At 34.0% G+C, this 17,162-nt stretch carries 16 protein-coding genes; 8 read left to right on the top strand and 8 right to left on the bottom strand.

Annotated elements, in window-relative coordinates; translation table 11 throughout:
* Positions 1-86: 86 nt before the first annotated feature.
* Complete coding sequence (gene rlmN / locus ACGK9U_RS08330; protein ID WP_394465911.1) at positions 87-1,127, top strand: 23S rRNA (adenine(2503)-C(2))-methyltransferase RlmN; 1,041 nt, start codon at positions 87-89, stop codon at positions 1,125-1,127.
* Positions 1,128-1,178: 51 nt separating this feature from the next.
* Here rlmN and ACGK9U_RS08325 read toward each other — a convergent pair whose 3' ends face one another.
* The gene (locus tag ACGK9U_RS08325; protein WP_394465910.1) at positions 1,179-2,000 is read right to left on the bottom strand and encodes a T9SS type A sorting domain-containing protein; all 822 of its coding nucleotides are present in this window, start codon (positions 1,998-2,000) and stop codon (positions 1,179-1,181) included.
* 155 nt (positions 2,001-2,155) lie between these two features.
* Between ACGK9U_RS08325 and ACGK9U_RS08320 the strand changes: the two genes are divergently transcribed.
* Entirely contained in the window at positions 2,156-3,133 is a 978-nt protein-coding gene (locus ACGK9U_RS08320; RefSeq protein WP_394465909.1) for a polyprenyl synthetase family protein, read from the top strand.
* 226 nt (positions 3,134-3,359) lie between these two features.
* Here ACGK9U_RS08320 and ACGK9U_RS08315 read toward each other — a convergent pair whose 3' ends face one another.
* From ACGK9U_RS08315 to ACGK9U_RS08300, 4 genes are all read right to left on the bottom strand, one after another.
* Positions 3,360-5,312, bottom strand: coding sequence for a T9SS type A sorting domain-containing protein (locus ACGK9U_RS08315; RefSeq protein ID WP_394465908.1), 1,953 nt, complete (start codon positions 5,310-5,312; stop codon positions 3,360-3,362).
* 202 nt (positions 5,313-5,514) lie between these two features.
* A complete protein-coding gene (locus ACGK9U_RS08310; RefSeq protein WP_394465907.1) occupies positions 5,515-6,471 on the bottom strand; it encodes a transglutaminase domain-containing protein in 957 nt (318 codons plus the stop codon).
* A gap of 15 nt (positions 6,472-6,486) precedes the next feature.
* On the bottom strand, positions 6,487-7,413 hold the full coding sequence (locus ACGK9U_RS08305) for an alpha-E domain-containing protein (protein ID WP_394465906.1): 927 nt from the start codon (positions 7,411-7,413) through the stop codon (positions 6,487-6,489).
* 18 nt (positions 7,414-7,431) lie between these two features.
* The gene (locus ACGK9U_RS08300; RefSeq protein WP_394465905.1) at positions 7,432-8,874 is read right to left on the bottom strand and encodes a circularly permuted type 2 ATP-grasp protein; all 1,443 of its coding nucleotides are present in this window, start codon (positions 8,872-8,874) and stop codon (positions 7,432-7,434) included.
* 294 nt (positions 8,875-9,168) lie between these two features.
* Between ACGK9U_RS08300 and ACGK9U_RS08295 the strand changes: the two genes are divergently transcribed.
* The 3 genes from ACGK9U_RS08295 to ACGK9U_RS08285 all read left to right on the top strand — a co-directional run bounded on the left by ACGK9U_RS08295 (position 9,169) and on the right by ACGK9U_RS08285 (position 11,641).
* Positions 9,169-9,747 carry an RNA polymerase sigma factor gene (locus ACGK9U_RS08295; protein WP_394465904.1) on the top strand — a complete coding sequence of 193 codons (579 nt, stop codon included), beginning with the start codon at positions 9,169-9,171 and terminating at the stop codon, positions 9,745-9,747.
* Positions 9,734-10,456: a hypothetical protein gene (locus tag ACGK9U_RS08290; RefSeq protein WP_394465903.1), complete on the top strand. Its 723-nt coding sequence runs from the start codon at positions 9,734-9,736 to the stop codon at positions 10,454-10,456. The genes ACGK9U_RS08295 and ACGK9U_RS08290 overlap by 14 nt, the downstream gene beginning before the upstream one ends.
* A gap of 105 nt (positions 10,457-10,561) precedes the next feature.
* Positions 10,562-11,641 (top strand): hypothetical protein, encoded by a 1,080-nt coding sequence (locus ACGK9U_RS08285; RefSeq protein ID WP_394465902.1) that lies wholly within the window; start codon positions 10,562-10,564, stop codon positions 11,639-11,641.
* Between the two features lie 64 nt (positions 11,642-11,705).
* On the opposite strand, the gene ACGK9U_RS08280 is transcribed toward ACGK9U_RS08285, so the two are convergent.
* Positions 11,706-12,083 carry a hypothetical protein gene (locus ACGK9U_RS08280; protein ID WP_394465901.1) on the bottom strand — a complete coding sequence of 126 codons (378 nt, stop codon included), beginning with the start codon at positions 12,081-12,083 and terminating at the stop codon, positions 11,706-11,708.
* Between the two features lie 197 nt (positions 12,084-12,280).
* Between ACGK9U_RS08280 and dnaG the strand changes: the two genes are divergently transcribed.
* Positions 12,281-14,239, top strand: a complete 1,959-nt coding sequence (gene dnaG, locus ACGK9U_RS08275; protein WP_394465900.1) for a DNA primase — start codon at positions 12,281-12,283, stop codon at positions 14,237-14,239.
* Here dnaG and ACGK9U_RS08270 read toward each other — a convergent pair.
* Both ACGK9U_RS08270 and nadE read right to left on the bottom strand, forming a co-directional pair.
* A complete protein-coding gene (locus ACGK9U_RS08270; protein WP_394465899.1) occupies positions 14,234-14,866 on the bottom strand; it encodes a response regulator in 633 nt (210 codons plus the stop codon). The genes dnaG and ACGK9U_RS08270 overlap by 6 nt on opposite strands.
* 100 nt (positions 14,867-14,966) lie before the next feature.
* Positions 14,967-15,755, bottom strand: a complete 789-nt coding sequence (gene nadE / locus ACGK9U_RS08265; protein ID WP_394465898.1) for an NAD(+) synthase — start codon at positions 15,753-15,755, stop codon at positions 14,967-14,969.
* Between the two features lie 92 nt (positions 15,756-15,847).
* On the opposite strand from nadE, the gene gldB reads away from it, so the two are divergent.
* On the top strand, positions 15,848-16,810 hold the full coding sequence (gldB, locus tag ACGK9U_RS08260; protein WP_394465897.1) for a gliding motility lipoprotein GldB: 963 nt from the start codon (positions 15,848-15,850) through the stop codon (positions 16,808-16,810).
* Positions 16,810-17,148, top strand: a complete 339-nt coding sequence (gene gldC, locus ACGK9U_RS08255) for a gliding motility protein GldC (protein WP_394465896.1) — start codon at positions 16,810-16,812, stop codon at positions 17,146-17,148. The genes gldB and gldC overlap by 1 nt, the downstream gene beginning before the upstream one ends.
* Positions 17,149-17,162 lie beyond the last annotated feature (14 nt).

Here is a 17,162-nt window from a genome sequence, read left to right as displayed (position 1 = left end):
TCGCTAATGCAAATCACAACTTCAATTCATAATTCGTAATTCAAAAATCGTAAATCGTAAATCGTTTCACTATTTTTGCATCATATATGGCAGCAACAAAAAAAGACATTCGCGGATTAACCAAAGAGCAACTTCGAGAATTTTTCGAAAAACAAGGCGATAAAGCCTTCCGTGGCAACCAAGTTTACGAATGGTTGTGGCAAAAGGGAGCGCATTCGTTTGAAGATATGACCAATGTTTCAAAAGAAACCCGTCAAATGCTGGAAGAAAACTTTGTGATCAACCATATAAAAGTAGATACCATGCAGCGTAGTAACGATGGTACGGTTAAAAATGCGGTACGTTTACACGATGGACTGATAGTGGAGTCGGTTTTAATTCCAACGGCCACCAGAACCACCGCATGTGTATCCAGTCAGGTAGGTTGTAGTTTAGATTGCCGATTTTGTGCTACGGCGCGTTTAAAGCGCATGCGGAATTTAAATCCCGACGAAATTTACGACCAAGTAGTAGCTATCGATAACGAAAGCAAATTGTATTTCAATCGCCCATTAAGCAATATCGTATTCATGGGTATGGGTGAACCACTCATGAACTATAACAACGTTATCAAGGCCATCGATAAAATTACATCTCCCGAAGGTTTGGGCATGTCGCCAAAACGTATTACCGTTTCAACATCTGGCGTGCCAAAAATGATTAAAAAAATGGCCGATGATGATGTAAAATTTAATTTGGCAGTATCATTACATTCGGCTATTGATACCGTTCGAACTACCATTATGCCATTCAATGAAACCTTTCCTTTAGAAGATTTACGGGAAGCTTTGGAATATTGGTACGCTAAAACCAAACGAAAAATTAGTTACGAATACGTAGTTTGGAAAGGTATCAACGACACCCAAAAAGATATTGACGCCTTTGTTAAGTTTTGTAAATATGTACCATGTAAAGTCAACATCATCGAATACAATCCCATAGACGATGGCGAATTTCAACAAGCATCCAACGAAGCTTTAGAAAATTATATAAGTCATTTAGAAAAAAATAGAATTGTGGTAAATGTACGCCGTAGCAGAGGTAAAGATATAGATGCGGCTTGCGGACAATTGGCTAATAAAAGTTAAATAAAAAAGAGCTACAATTTGTAGCTCTTTTTTCAATTAGTCACTAGCGACTTACTCTTTAATTATTTTTATGGATTGTGATTTATTTTCAGCGTTAATAGTCATAAAATAAAACCCTTTAGTTAAAGCCGATAAATCAACCCTGTTATTAAAAATCTGCGATTTATTAAATTTTAAAACTTGTTGTCCTAGTTGATTAAGAATTGAAATGCCATCAATATTTTCTTTGGTTTCAATTGAGATAATATCGTTTACAGGATTAGGGAAAACCCGAGCTACAATCAATTCATTATCTTCATCTTCAGTTGATAAAGATGTGGTATAGGAAACTTCAAAGTCATCAACCAATAATTGAAATTGATTTGTACAGTTGTAATGTCTAATCAACAATCCAACATTTTTTCCGGCGAAAGAAACAGGAATGGTTGCTGTTATATCTTTGGCGGTACCATCACCTCCTGAAGATAGTGTTTCTTCATAAATTAAAACATCAGGAACATTTAAGTCATCATTGTCGTAAATATAAACGGCAAAGTTTTCAGCATAATCAGGTGTGAATGCTGCAGCCACTTTCATTTTAAAAGAGATGCTAACAGCAGTTCCTGAAATGGCAAAAACTGGGGTAAATAGAAAATTATCAGGATTAAGTGGTCCAACAGTGCTATTCCAAGATTCTGAGAAAAATAGAGCGCCAGGGCTAAAACCTATGGATTCTCCACCACCTGAATAAACACCCCAATTATTTGTGTCTCCATCGTTATCAAAAATACTCCAACCCGTTAAGTCTTCAGAATCAGATGACCAAGCAATGGTTTGAGCATTCAAAGAAGCAGTTAGAGCAAAATATAAAAAAAGTAAAGTAAATTTTTTCATAAGCAAAGAAGGTTTTTAAGATTAATTAAATATGAATATATAAAATATATAAGAAGTATTCAAACTTAATAAGTTAATTATAAGTGGGTTGTAATTATTTATGCTGTTAATGTAATTTTTTAGTACGTTTGTTGTTATAAATTAATTTTTTTGATTTGAAAATAGTAGAGCAAATAAAACAACCCATAGCCTTTGAAATGGATCTTTTCGAGCAAAAGTTCCTGCTTTTAATGTCTAGTAAAGTGGCTTTGCTAAATAGAATTACTACTTACATTGTAAACCGAAAAGGGAAACAAATGCGCCCCATGTTCGTGTTTTTGGTGGCTAAAATGGTCTCGAATGGAGAAGTAAGCGAACGCACGTATCGTGGTGCTTCGGTTATAGAGTTAATTCATACCGCAACTTTGGTGCACGACGATGTGGTAGATGATAGTAACCGCCGCCGTGGATTCTTCTCTGTAAATGCCCTATGGAAAAACAAAATTGCTGTTTTAATAGGCGATTATTTACTATCAAAAGGTTTGCTTTTAAGTATAGATAACAACGATTTCGATTTGCTTAAAATCATTTCAATAGCCGTTCGGGAGATGAGTGAAGGTGAATTGCTTCAAATTGAAAAGGCCCGAAAATTGGATATTACCGAAATGGTTTATTATGAAATCATCCGTCAAAAAACAGCAACGTTAATAGCTGCGTGCTGTAGTTTGGGTGCTGCTTCTGTAAAACCAGAATCGGTGCATGTTGAGGCTATGCGTAAATTTGGTGAGTTGATTGGTATGGCTTTTCAAATTAAAGACGATTTGTTTGATTATAGCGATGATCAAATTGGTAAACCCACCGGTATTGATATTAAGGAACAAAAAATGACGTTACCATTAATATATGTACTGAATAACGCCGAAATGAAAGATAAAAATTGGCTTATCAATTCTATTAAAAACCACAATAAAGATACCAAGCGTGTTAAAGAAGTTGTTGCTTTTGTGAAAGAACATGGCGGTTTAGATTATGCCATTACCAAAATGAAACAATTTCAAGACGAAGCGTTGCAAATACTTAATACTTATCCTGATTCAAAGTACAAAAAATCACTGGAGCTGATGGTGAATTATGTAATTGAAAGGAAGAAGTAGGTTTTGGGTTTGTGTAAGCGTCAGTATCGAGAAATTGCGCGAGTACTTTCCGCTGACGCACCTGATTTAGCAAAACGAGTTGAATTTACGAGAGGAAATTCAGCCGTTATTGCGCATACATGTTGTTTGCAAACGTTTTTTAATCCGCCCAAGCACTTTGCATTTGCGAGCAATGGCAAGAATAAAGTGATTTGACATAATAATTATAGCTGGAGATGCTCGAATATTACTTTTTTATAACTTTTAAGGTAGTAATCTTTTTGTTGTCGTTTAATTGAATAAAATAGATGCTAGGTTCATTAGGAAGTAAGACTTCAAATTGTTTAATTGAATTATAAAATTTACTTGAAATTTTCTGGCCCAAGGAATTTACCAAAGTAACATTTAGATTTGAATGTATCGTGCCCAAATCAATTGAGACTATTCCATCGGTTGGGTTAGGAAAGACATTTAGAGCTTTGGTGAAATCATTTGTGCTTAAAACCGCCACATTGAAGCAAGATGAAATTTCTGGGCCGCAGTTGTAACTGGTAGTTTTAAGCGCATAACTTCCCAATACCGTTGGGGTAAACGTAGGGTTTATTTCTCCTGATATAGGCGTATTATCATTATTACAATCTAACCATTGGTACGATGCATTGCTAAAATTAGATCTTAAAGTAGCTCCATCTATTTGAGTTACAGATTCGGCACCACATGGTCTTATTTTATAGATATATCGAATTTCATCCCCTGTGAGCTCCATATTTCCTAAAAAAAGATTCGAAGGCGATGTAGTGGCGCTAGAAGCGACGCCATACATATTACCAAAACCATCAGCTGCTATATCGTGCGCTGTGTCCGAAGCATCATTACGTCCAATATTAATGGCTTCTATAAGAGCACCATTTGATTGATATTTTGCAAAAAAAGCATTGAATCCGCCACCACTACTGGTATAACTTAAAATATTTTCACCCGCAGTAGCATCAAAATCTATAGAGCCATAAAAGTTTCCTGTTATCAAGATGTCGTCATTGGTATCAACGGTTATTTGTGAGAGTTCTAGGTAGCCTCCCGTTAATTGAAATGTGTTAAGCCAAACAAAATCTCCATCTTGGTTTAATTTCACAAGAAAAATTCCACGTGTTGAAGGAGTTGTAAAATCAGTTTTATCCGTTGGGTTGGCATCATCAAAAGCAACTAACCCAAGTGCACTTCCATACATATAGATATTATTATTTGAGTCCAGCTCCATACTTACGGAAACCACTTCCCTAGATGTTGTTCCCGTGTCGGCAATAAAGGTCTTTACCCAATTAAAATTACCTGAACTGTTTAATTGTAATATGAAAGAAGATAGTTCGTCTGTAGAGGAGACCTCGGTAACACCTGCTCCCTGTTCAAAATCTAAATTGTAACTATTAGACTCCGTGTAAGACCCAAAAAGATTAATATTTCCGTTTGAGTCTACTTTAATATCGTTGACAAAATAATCTGGCATTTGACCTACATCGCCTTCTGTTCGATATATCCATTGAAAATCACCATCAGAATTAAGTTTTACAACGAAGACATCCAAATAATTTGACGTTTCATTACTTCCTGAAGGATTGAATAAGGCGTCATAGAAATAACCACCAATATACACGTTACCTGCTCCATCGATATCAACGGCGTAGTTTTCAGCATAAATGCCAGAAAAGTTTTTAATATATTCAATTTGACCAATGGCGTTAAATTTCGCTAAAAACCCACTACCAGATCCAGTGTCTGCAATGGTTTGTTCTACCGTGCTGACGGTAGCAATTAAATTATTCCTGAAATTACCAACTACATAAAAGTCTCCATTAGGACTTGCAACCATGGACGTCGTAGTAACCAGATTATCAGATTCTAATTTGTTGGCCCATAAAAATTGACCATCTGCATCGTAACTTATATAAATGTGTCCCGAAGTGTGGTTTTTATTTACCATGGTAACTCCTGGTCCAGAGTCAGCATCCATTGAAGAAATTAATCTGGCACCCATTAAAGTTGTACCATTGTTTTGTACAGCCAGTCTTTGAGGGTACAAAGGAGTTGGAGAGCTATTGTACGCCGTAGCCCAATCAAATATCATATTTTGGCTATTACTATAAAATGTTCCTGCAAAAATAAAAACAAGGAAAATGAAAGTGCTTTTAATTGATGGTATCATTACAAGGTTAAGTTTAAGATCTTGGATGCTAAAATAGTTTTTTAGTTTATCTTTCGTTAAAAATTGTTTATAATGTTTGCCAATGCAAATATAAAGTTCCGTTTCAATGAACTTTATCGGTTGTTAAACGAAGTAAGTTAAAATTTCTTACAAAACTAAGTCTAAAAACAGTATTTTCCAAATTATAAAAAACAAAACCTAGTTATTGCTGTTGCTGCTGCTGTTGCTGAATACGTTCTAAATTGCGTTGGTAACTGTTGTTGGTTGTAGAGCCTGTAAACGTATTTGGAGGCACTACCGTAGGTTCTTGTTTTTTGGTCGTGCTAATTTCTACTTTTACGAATAAATCAGATTCTACTTTACGCTTAAAAACACCTTTTACGGGGGAACAATCGGCGTAGTTTCTGCCTACTGCTAAACGTACATGGTTATCGTTGGCAATGGCGTTGTTTGTAGGGTCTATACCAAGCCAACCGTAAAAAGGTATGTAGGCCTCAATCCACGCATGGGTAGCGCCTTCACCTCTTGAAATATCGTCGGTAGGACAAATATAACCGCTTACGTAGCGCGCAGGAATTCCACACATTCTAACCATTTGCAGCAATACATTGGTAAAATCTTGACAAACGCCTGCTTTTAAATTCCAAACATCATCTAAGGTAGAATCTACATTGGTTACCCCTTTTAGATATTTAAAGTTAGAGTAAACATAATCGCAAAGTTCTAAAACAACTTTGTAAGGCGTTGTTTCTTTTAGTTTTTTTGATTCTATTAAGTTTAAAACATCGTTAGAGCCACTAAAGAGAGCTGGTTTTAAAAAATCGATAACATCGGCATCGTATTTTCTTAATTTTAATTCTTCCCATTGTGTAGCAACATCGGCGGTGTCTTCAGGAAATAACCGACTAGTTGTAATGATTTCAAGTTCTGAAGTTATAGATAATTCATCATGCGGTTCGGTAATTAAAAACGTGCCTATTCTGTTGTTGTAAAAATCGTTATAAGATTCTACAAGCGGATTGTTTGTAACCGATATAAAATGAGAGATAACTGTTTGATAATCATCGTTTATTGGGTGTAATCTAATTAAATTAGCACCGTCTATTACCGGACTGCTGTAACTGTATTTTGTAATATGCTTTATAAAAAATGTACCCATAATATTGTTTTTAAATCAATTAACATTCGATAAATACACTGAATTAATATTCATTGAGATGTTTCTTATATCCTCTTTGATACCATTAATATAATTGTCAAGTCCTTGCGCAGTAATGCTTTCAATACTTGTGTATTTAATGGTGCTTTCCAGTTTTCCTAATAAGAACTCTAAATTATTTTTTTCAAGTTCGTTTGCTTCAATAAGCTGATTGATGTGTCGGTTAAGTTTGTTAACACAGTAATATACCGACCTTGGGAACAATTTATCTTGAAAAACCATTCTGATAATGTGTTCTTCGTTAAAGGTAGATTTATGGGTTTTTAAGTATAATTGATAACCCCCAACCGAAAGCAATAGATTTTTCCAATAAAAACTTTTTTCTAAACTATCGGAAGTGTTGCCAATTTCCATAAGCTTTAACGCTGTAAAATCGGATATTTGAATAACACGTTCTAAAAACTTACCAACATTCATAAAATAATAGGAAGGACCACGTTCTTGTGTCACATCGGAAGTTCCGTAATATATTAAATGGTGTTTTCTTAAATCTTCTAAAAATTGAACTGGATCTTCTTCTCTAAGTCTTCTAGGTAAGTCTTTATCTGTAAGATATAAGTAGTAGTTGTTGATGCACAGCCAAAGTTCTCTAGAAATGTGTTCTTGTACGCTCCGGGCATTTTCCCTTGCCTTAGTAACAATATTTAAAATGGAGTTTGAATTATTTAAATTGAATACCATAAAATCAATACATTCTATAGCATCTTCAGTATAAAACTCGTTTTCAGACGTTGTGAAGTTTTTAATAATTGGTGTCCATGAAAATAATTCGGGAGAGTCTTGATTGGCATAAAAGTTCACTTTCAGCAAACTTAAAATACCATTGCCTCGTTCCATATATCTATCTAACCAAATTAGGTTGTTTGCTACTCTACTTAACATATTTTGTGTTTTTCAGAATTATTTTAATACCCAAGTGTCTTTACTACCACCTCCTTGAGAACTGTTTACTACCAACGAACCTTTTTTTAGTGCTACCCGTGTAAGACCGCCAGGGCAAATGTCAATACCATCTTTACCAGCTAGGGCAAACGGACGTAAATCGATGCAACGTGGTGATAGCTGTCCGTTAATATAACAAGGTGCGGTTGATAGTCTTAATATGGGTTGTGCAATAAAGTTTTCGGGCTTCTTCTTTACGTTGTCTAGATAGTCTTTTATTTCTTCATCTGTTGCTTCGTGCCCCATTAGCATACCATAGCCACCACTACCATCAGTCTTTTTAATAACCATGTCTTTTATGTTTTTTGCAACATAATCGAATTCGTCTGGGCGTCCTAATTGGTAAGTCTCTATGTTTTTTAGTATGGGGTCCTCGTTTAGGTAATACTTTATCATATCGGGTACATAAATGTAAATAGCCTTATCATCAGCAATACCTGTACCGGGTGCATTAACAATATTTACATTGCCTTTTCTGTAAGCTGCCATTATACCGGCAACACCTAAAACACTTTGGGCATTAAACTCTAACGGATCTAAATAATCATCATCAACACGTCTGTAAATCACATCTACTTGTTTTAGTCCATTGGTGGTTTTCATATAGACGAAATGGTTTTTTACCACCAAATCGGTGCCTTCTACCAACTCAATCCCCATCAATCGGGCTAAAGTTGTATGTTCGTAATAGGCCGAATTATAGATTCCTGGAGTTAATAGTACAATGTTTGGATTCGCTTTATCCGAAAGTTCTTTTAGCTTTTTGTAAAGCATGTTAGGATAGTTAGAAACCGACCGCACATTACTTTTTGGTAAAATACCAGGAAACAAACGCTTCGATATTTCTCTGTTTTCCAGCATATAACTTACCCCCGATGGTGTTCTTAAATTGTCTTCAAGTACATAAAATTCGCCATCGTTGTTGCGTATTAAATCTACCCCAGAAATATGTACATATACATCGTATGGCACTTTTACACCTTTCATTTCACGTAAGAAATTAGGGCAAGAATAAATTAAATCGGCAGGAATTAAACCATCTTTTATGATGAATTGTTCGTTGTAGATATCTTTAATAAATAGGTTTAATGCTTTCAGTCGTTGTTTGATGCCTGTTTCAATTTTTTCCCATTCTTCAGCAGTAATAATTCTTGGAACAATATCGAACGGGAATATTTTTTCAATACCCTCATTGTCATTGTAAACCGTAAAAGTAACCCCTTGGCTCATGAACAGCTGCTTCGACAAGTCTTCTTTTTTTGTAAGTTTTTCGGGAGATGTTTTTTTAAGGTATTCTACAAACCCTTCGTATTGGGCTCTAAATTCCTTGTTTTCACAGTACATTTCATCCCATGTACTTGGAAGTTTTTCGTAAGACGAGAAAAGTTGATTGTTGTTCATATATCATTAGCTATAAAACCAAATATAATAATTTATTAAAAAATATTTAATGATTTAACGGTTTATGTAAATAAAAACCAGTGTTTATTTCAATTTGTTAAAAATAATTCTAAATTTTAATAAGTAGCTTAATTTTTGCTGCTATAATTATATTCTGTGTAATTTTAATTGGAATGCTCGTGTTTAAATTACTAAATAATATTTACTATTAAAACAACTTAAAGTTATATTTAAAAAAAAATCACGTCAGGCAACCCTTAGTATAAAATTTGCGTCTTTAATATAGAAGGCTAAATGAACTTATTTTTGAAAGTCATACAACTAAATAACAACGAGTCGGCGCTTATTAAAAGCGCCATAAAAAACAATCGTGAAGCACAACATGTGTTGTACGAGTTGCATGCACCCAAAATGTTAAGTGTTTGCAGATTTTATGTTAAAGATTTACAGCATGCAGAAGAAGCTATGCTTAACGGATTTTTAAAGGTATTTTCCAATTTAAGTAGTTATAGAGGTGAAGGCAGTTTTGAAGGTTGGATACGGCGCATTATGGTACGGGAATCCATTTCGTTTTTAAGGCAGAATAAAAATATTGAATTTCCTGTTGAAGCATTAGAGTTTAATGATAATTACAACGACAGTATTAATGTAGATATAGAAGTTGAACAAATACAGCAACTTATTGATACATTGCCAGATGGCTATAAAATGGTTTTTGTTATGTACGCTATTGAAGGGTACAAGCACCATGAAATTGCAGATATGTTGAAAATTACCGAAGGGACTTCAAAATCGCAATTGTTTAAAGCCCGTAAAATGCTTCAAGAACAATGGCGAGAATTAAATAAAACAACAAGTTATGGAACCAAATAAATTTGAAAACAGTATAAAAGAAAAGTTGGAGGCTAGAAGGTTACAGCCTTCTAAGGAAGCCTGGGCTAAACTTCAAGAGCGCTTAGAGCAAACAGATGATAATAAAAACAATAAAGCTTTTTGGTGGTTGGGTATTGCCGCTAGTGCGGTAGGTGTATTGTTTGTGGCGTTTCAGTTTTTTAATATTGAAGAAGTAAAACCTGTAGTTGTAGATGCGCCTACTGTTATTCAGCAAAAAGAAACCACACAGGTTGCAGTTGAAGAAGTTAAAAAAACGAATGAAGTTTTAAAAGAAGAAAACTCAATTGACAAAATAGAAAAACATGCAATAAGTAAAAATTTTGTAGCTGTAACAAAAGAACAGGTTGTCCCAGAAGAAAAGAATCAAATAGCAACACTAACTGTAGTAGTACATGAAAAATTAACTTTTGAAGAGCAGAAAATACAAGATGTTGTTGCTAAAGTAAATGAGCTTAAAAACCAAAATAAGGAAGTTACAGATGCCGTTATTGATGCTTTGTTGCTTGAAGCCCAAAAGGAAATTAGGTTAAAAAAAATGTATAATAGTAATGCAGGAATTGTAGATGCCACTATGCTGCTTCAGGAGGTGGAAGCTGATTTGGATCAATCGTTTAGAAGCAAAGTGTTCGATGCTATAAAAGCGAGTTACAATTCAGTAAAAACGGCAGTGGCACAACGTAATAATTAGTGTCTCATTCCTACAAAGGAAGGAGCCTCATTAAAAGAAATAAAAAAAATCATCAATCAAAATCAATAATTAACGCCCATTTAGGGCAAAAAAAAGCGAACAGTTATGCGAACAATTACTAAGTATTTAGTACTGGCGGTGCTAGGTTTAAGTGTGCAAATCATCAATGCACAAGACAGTATCCAAAAGCCAAATAACAAAAACAAAATTGAAACTTTGTTAAAAGTAAAAGAGCAAATTCAAAACGAAGAGCGCGAGTTTTTAAAAGTAGAAGTTGAAGCCATTAATAAGCGTTTAGAAAACGGGCAAATTACTAACGAAGAAGCCGAAATACTAAAAAAAGAAGCGGCAAAAAAACGCGCCTTAAACATTGAAAACCGAGTAGCTATTATTGATAACAAAATAGCACTTCTAGAACGAAACGACGATGGCTACCAAACAAGCAGCGATGAAAACTCATCCGAAATTGGTGTTAGTATTGGAGGAGATGCGGGCAGTTTTGCGGGTTTTAAAATTAAAAAAGACAACAAACCTAAAAAATACGACTTACGTACTACTAGCGATTTTGTGTTAGCATTTGGATTAAATAACGCCATTATTGAAGGTGAAAAACTAGACGATTCGCCATATAAATTTGGAGGTTCGCGCTTTTTTGAAATAGGGTGGGCGTGGAAAACCCGCGTATTTAAAGAATCGAACTTTATGCGTTTAAAATATGGTTACTCCTTTCAAATTAATGGTTTAAAACCAATGGATAACCAATACTTTGTTCAAAACGGAAGCGAAACTACTTTAAAGGAATTTCCTTTAGACTTAAAAAAGGCAAAACTATCTGTATCTAATTTAGTGTTTCCGGTACATTTTGAATTTGGGCCTTCCAAAAAAATAGATAAAGACACTTATTTTAGATATTTAACCGACAATCAATTTAAAATTGGTATTGGAGGTTATGGCGGATTTAACATTGGCAGTCGTCAAAAATTAAAATACGAGTTGGATGGCGACCGAGAAAAGGAAAAGCAAAAACAAAGCTTTAATACCAGCAAATTAGTGTATGGTTTAAGTGGCTATATAGCTTTTGATGATGTGGCGCTGTATGTTAAATACGATTTATCTCCCATTTTTAAAGACCAAACCATCAAACAGAATAATATATCTCTGGGTTTGCGATTTGATATGGATTAGTAAAAAAATATTTTCAAATTAAAAAAGGCTTCGAAAATACGAAGCCTTTTTTAATAAATTTAATTTAAGAAAATAATGGTTTGTACTTTTCTTGATAGTAAAAAAACAATGCAATATTTAAAATTGTGACTATTAAAGACGCCCAAATTTTACTAAAATCATTATCCGATAAATTAAAAATTAAGAAAGAAATAGTTAATGGAAATAAAACAATAATTATAAACGGTGTCCATTTATTTACAATTAAAAGTAATCCAATTAATATTTCAAAAATATATAAAAATGGCAGATAAGCCGCTACGGCATCAATAAAAGTTCTAGTGTTTTCTGGCATGGCGCCATAAGAAGTTGGTAAGAAATGCAAGAATTGATTAAGTGCGTAAATAATTAAAAATAGCCCAAGTATAGTTCTTAAAAAAGAAAAAATAGTATTAGATTTCATTGTCTTTTAAATTTAGTAGTTGAAAAAAATATAATTACAAAGTTAAGCTAGCCATATTTTATAAAATATGATTAATATCACATTATGACATTAATTTTATTAAGCTATAAGTTATTGCTTTTAATGTTTAAATTTCTAATCTCATTTGATTGTATTACATTTACACTATTAATATATTTAGAGTAAATATTCTTTAATTGATTTCACCAGCATCCATAGATTTAGTTTTTGAAACCGCTAGGGTAGAGGAGGTTATTGGCGATTTTGTGCAGCTAAAAAAATCGGGCAGTAACTTCAAAGGCTTAAGCCCTTTTAGTGATGAGCGTTCTCCAAGTTTTATGGTATCGCCCGTTAAACAAATATGGAAAGATTTTTCAACGGGCAAAGGCGGTACTGCGGTATCGTTTTTAATGGAACACGAGCATTTTACCTATCCGGAGGCCATTAAATATCTGGCTAAAAAGTACAATATAGAAATTGAGGAAACCGAGCAAAGCAACGAACAAAAAGAAAAGTCTAGTGAACGGGAAAGTTTGTATTTGGTAAGTGAATTTGCGAACAGCTATTTTCAAAAAATACTGCATAAAACCGACCAAGGAAGATCCATTGGTTTAAGCTATTTTAAAGAGCGCGGTTTTACGGAAGAGACGATTAAACAATTTGATTTAGGATATTCCTTAGATGAATGGCAAGCCTTTACAGACGAAGCTTTAAAACAGGGTTATAAGCTGGATTTTTTAGAAAAAACCGGACTTACCATTGTAAAAGATGACAAGCGATTTGATAGGTTTAAAGGGCGCGTTATGTTTCCTATAAAAAGCATGAGCGGTAGGGTATTGGGTTTTGGTGGACGTATTTTAACCAATGATAAAAAAGCTGCCAAATATGTAAACTCGCCCGAAAGTGACATTTACCATAAAAGCAATGTGCTATACGGTATTTTTCATGCAAAACAAAGCATAGCTAAAGAAGATAATTGTTTTTTGGTTGAAGGCTATACCGATGTGATTCAGTTTCATCAAACAGGTATAAAAAATGTGGTGTCTTCTTCAGGAACGGCTTTAACTTCAGAGCAAATTCGATTAATAAATAGGCTTACTAAAAATATTACCGTGCTTTTTGATGGCGATGCTGCTGGTATGCGTGCGTCGCTTCGTGGTATCGATTTGATTTTGGAACAAGGTATGAATGTAAAAGTTTGTACGTTTCCGCAAGGCGAAGATCCCGATAGTTTTGCCAAACAAAATACTTTGGAAGAATTAGCGGCTTATTTAGCCGAAAACGCTAAGGATTTTATTCAATTTAAAGCCTCCATTTTATTTGAAGAATCTAAAAACGATCCCATTAAAAAAGCGGATACCGTAAGAGATATTGTAAATAGTATTTCAAAAATTCCAGACCGTATTAAAAAGGAAATCTATGTTCAGGAGTGTGCCCGAATTATGGATATTAGCGAGGAAGTATTGTTTAGTACGCTGGCACAAATTAATAAGAAGGAATTTCAAGAAGAGAATAAGCAGTTAAAAAGTGAACAAAAAGCGTTTCAGGTTATCAAGCATGAGCAACCTGTAGAGAAAGTGAATGTTCAATATGTTCTAGAAAGAAAAATAATAGAATTATTGTTGCTTTACGGCAATAGAACCGAAGATTTTGAAGATTTGGTTTTAAAAGAAAACGATAAAGGCGAGTTGGTGTTAGAGCCCGTTATCCATAAAGCGAAGGTGTTTGAAAAAGTATTTTTAGACCTTCAGGATGATGAAATGGAATTTACAAACCCGCAGTTTAAAACGTTGTATTATACAATTGTGGATACTCTAAACCAAAATCCAGAGTTTGAGCTTAAGAATTTTATAAATACGGTTGATGCTGAAATGGGTAACGAAATCACCCATATTTTAATGGAAGATGAGCGTTATGCATTAGATAATTGGCACCGTATGAATATTTTTCCAAAGGAAAAAACACATACCGTAGCACAATTGGTAAGCGAAACAATATTGAGTCTTCGTTGTTTTTTAATAGACCAAAAAGTGAAGGAGTTTCAACGGGAAACCCTACAAAACAAAATAGACACGAATAGAAATATACTTGAAGAAGTAAAAGACTATTCGGGTCTAAAAATGTTGTTGTCTAGAAAACTGAATCGTGTATTATAACAACGATTCGTTTAGTTTAGCTTGATTAACTAAATCAACCAAGTTAGTAACTTTCAGTTTACGCATTAAACGCGCTTTGTAAGTACTAACGGTTTTTTCGTTAATATCTAATTCTTTAGAAATTTCTTTGTTTTTTCTACCAATAGTTAAAAGTTTTAAAACTTCAGCTTCTCTAGTTGATAGTTTTTTGTAGAAATTACCGCCTTTATTAACGCGGTTTCCAAATGCTAATTGTTGCGTTAAATCATTACTTAAATAAATACCGCCATTGCTAACTTTTAGTATAGCTTCGTTAATGGTAATTACATTTTCAGATTTGTGTATATAACCATGAGCACCAGCTTTAATGGCGTTTACGGCATACACTTCTTCAGGTTGAGCACTTAAAATAATGGTTTTAACGTCTGGATAATCATTTTTTAAATAACGTAAAACAGTTAAACCGTTAAGCTTAGGGAGGTCAGCTTCGGTTAAAATAATGTCTACAGGATTTTTTTTGATGTACTCTAAAATGGCGTCGCCATTATCAACACTTGCAACAATTTTAATGTTAGAAGATGCTGAAAAAAGAACCTCAAGCCCTTTCCTTGTAATAGGGTGGTTGTCTGCTATTAATAATTTTATCATAATGTTTTAAGTCTACTTTTTTAATTGAGTTAGAGAGAAAATATGGTTGAGAGAATAGACTTGCCGTAAAAGTAGTAAATTTTTAAATAATCTGCAAAGATTACTTCATATTGTTAGGGATTTCGCATACCGGAATGGGAATCATTTTATGTTTGTTAGAAGTATTAAAGCGTTTGTATATAATGAAAGCCTCTTTTTCTCTACCTGTAAAGTCATTAGCGCTTTTTCCAGCTTCATCCATTTTCATGGCCCATTCCAATTCTGGATATGTTGCACCTATTTGGTCTTCATCGCTTCGGGCATCACCAAACAATCCATCACTAGGAGCCGCTTTCATTATAGACTCAGGAACTTCTAAAAACTCACCTAATTTATAAACTTCAGTTTTAACTAAATCGGCAATAGGGCTTAAATCTACACCACCATCTCCATATTTCGTGTAAAAACCAACACCAAAATCTTCTACTTTATTTCCTGTTCCTGCCACCAATAATTTATACAGTCCTGCGTAATAATATAAGGTTGTCATGCGTAAACGCGCTCTGGTATTGGCAAGAGCCATATCAATGGTAGCTTGGTCGCCATCTAAAACTACTTCGTTTTTAAAAGCTTCAAAAACAGGTGTTAAATCGGTTCTGGTTTCGCTTACATTGTCAAAACGTTCTTTTAGTTGCTTAATATGTTCGTGTGCTCTGGTCACATGGCTCTCAGCTTGATGAATGGGCATTTCAATACATAATACATTTAAACCTGTTTTGGCGCAAAGCGTAGAGGTTACTGCGGAGTCTATGCCTCCAGAAATTCCAATAACAAAACCATTTACACCCGCTTTTGTAGCGTAATCTTTTAACCAATCAACTATATAATTTACAACTTTTTCTATATGCATTTTAAATGAATTTAAATCCAAGAATTGTACCTTTGCTAACAAAAATAAACGAAACACCCAATTAATAAAAATTTATGGCGTTTAAGTTTTCTATGAAGCACATATTATTTTTTTTGATGATTATAATGGTAACTTTTTCTTGTAAGAACGAGAGTCAGTTAGAAAATGACATTGCAAAAATTAATTTAGATGCTAAAATTGAACGATTTGATTTGTTGTTTTCTAAAATTGATGCTGAAAGTTTACCTAATTTGAAGCAGGCATATCCTTTTATGTTTTCAGAAAAATACCAAGATTCTTTTTGGATTGAAAAGTCACAAGATACCTTACAACAAGAGTTGTTTAAAGAAGTTGAAAAAACGTTTTCAAATTTTAAAGTCACAGAATTGGAGATTGAATCGTTGTTCAACCATCTAAAATATTATTTCCCAGAGTTTCGTACCCCTAGAGTTATTACAACAACTAGTGATGTAGATTATAGAAACCGCATTATTGTTACCGATACCATTGCGGTTATTGCTTTAGATGCTTATTTAGGTAGCACCCATGAATTTTATCAAAATATTCCAGTTTATTTAAGAGAAGATTTAAAAAAGGAACAAATAGTAGTCGATTTAGCTACTGAATATGCTAAAAAATACATTTACCAACAACCAAGTAAAACATTTTTAGACGAGATGATTTTTTTTGGAAAGCAACTGTATTTTAAAGATGCTGTTATTCCGTTTAAAACCGAAGTACAACGAATTGGTTACACTAAAGAGCAACTCGATTGGGCTGTTTCAAACGAAAGTTATATTTGGCGCTATTTTGTTGAGCGCGAATTGCTGTTTAGCACAGACTCCAAACTTGCTGGCAGATTTATAACACCAGCTCCATTTTCTAAATTTTACTTAGAAGACATCGATACCGATTCACCAGGACGTTTGGGGCAATATATAGGTTGGCAAATTGTGAAGGCTTATATGGATCAAAACGAGGTACCTTTAAAAGATATGTTGATAAAAAGTCCTGAAGAAATTTTTAATAATTCAAAGTTTAAACCACGAAAATAATGTCGAAATCAATTACATCCAAAATAGAATTAAACGTAGAGCTTGATGCTAACCGTGTGCCAGAAAAACTGTATTGGACAGCTGAAGATGGCGGTATTACCAATGAAGAAGCCAAGGCGTTGATGTTGGCAGTTTGGGACTCTAACGCCCAAGAAACTTTACGGATAGATTTATGGACCAAAGATATGCCTGTTGATGAAATGAAAGTGTTTTTTCATCAAACCCTAGTTGCTATGAGCGATACATTTCATAGAGCGACCCAAGATGAAAAAATGACCGCTACCATGAAAGATTTTTGCGATTATTTTGCTGAAAAGTTGGAGATTAAAAGAGATTAAATAATTGTCTGGTC

The organism is Mariniflexile sp. HNIBRBA6329 (assembly GCF_043558645.1).
Lineage (GTDB): Bacteria > Bacteroidota > Bacteroidia > Flavobacteriales > Flavobacteriaceae > Mariniflexile.
Note: the sequence above shows the minus strand (reverse complement) of the source record. Positions and strands in the feature narration are given on the sequence as shown.

Excerpts from the sequence above, each read along its gene's own strand:
- rlmN (WP_394465911.1), top strand. The coding sequence starts at position 87 with ATGGCAGCAACAAAAAAAGACATTCGCGGATTAACCAAAGAGCAACTT.
- ACGK9U_RS08325 (WP_394465910.1), bottom strand. The coding sequence starts at position 2,000 with ATGAAAAAATTTACTTTACTTTTTTTATATTTTGCTCTAACTGCTTCT.
- ACGK9U_RS08315 (WP_394465908.1), bottom strand. The coding sequence starts at position 5,312 with ATGATACCATCAATTAAAAGCACTTTCATTTTCCTTGTTTTTATTTTT.
- ACGK9U_RS08310 (WP_394465907.1), bottom strand. The coding sequence starts at position 6,471 with ATGGGTACATTTTTTATAAAGCATATTACAAAATACAGTTACAGCAGT.
- ACGK9U_RS08305 (WP_394465906.1), bottom strand. The coding sequence starts at position 7,413 with ATGTTAAGTAGAGTAGCAAACAACCTAATTTGGTTAGATAGATATATG.
- ACGK9U_RS08300 (WP_394465905.1), bottom strand. The coding sequence starts at position 8,874 with ATGAACAACAATCAACTTTTCTCGTCTTACGAAAAACTTCCAAGTACA.
- ACGK9U_RS08295 (WP_394465904.1), top strand. The coding sequence starts at position 9,169 with ATGAACTTATTTTTGAAAGTCATACAACTAAATAACAACGAGTCGGCG.
- ACGK9U_RS08290 (WP_394465903.1), top strand. The coding sequence starts at position 9,734 with ATGGAACCAAATAAATTTGAAAACAGTATAAAAGAAAAGTTGGAGGCT.
- ACGK9U_RS08285 (WP_394465902.1), top strand. The coding sequence starts at position 10,562 with ATGCGAACAATTACTAAGTATTTAGTACTGGCGGTGCTAGGTTTAAGT.
- ACGK9U_RS08280 (WP_394465901.1), bottom strand. The coding sequence starts at position 12,083 with ATGAAATCTAATACTATTTTTTCTTTTTTAAGAACTATACTTGGGCTA.
- ACGK9U_RS08270 (WP_394465899.1), bottom strand. The coding sequence starts at position 14,866 with ATGATAAAATTATTAATAGCAGACAACCACCCTATTACAAGGAAAGGG.
- nadE (WP_394465898.1), bottom strand. The coding sequence starts at position 15,755 with ATGCATATAGAAAAAGTTGTAAATTATATAGTTGATTGGTTAAAAGAT.
- gldB (WP_394465897.1), top strand. The coding sequence starts at position 15,848 with ATGAAGCACATATTATTTTTTTTGATGATTATAATGGTAACTTTTTCT.
- gldC (WP_394465896.1), top strand. The coding sequence starts at position 16,810 with ATGTCGAAATCAATTACATCCAAAATAGAATTAAACGTAGAGCTTGAT.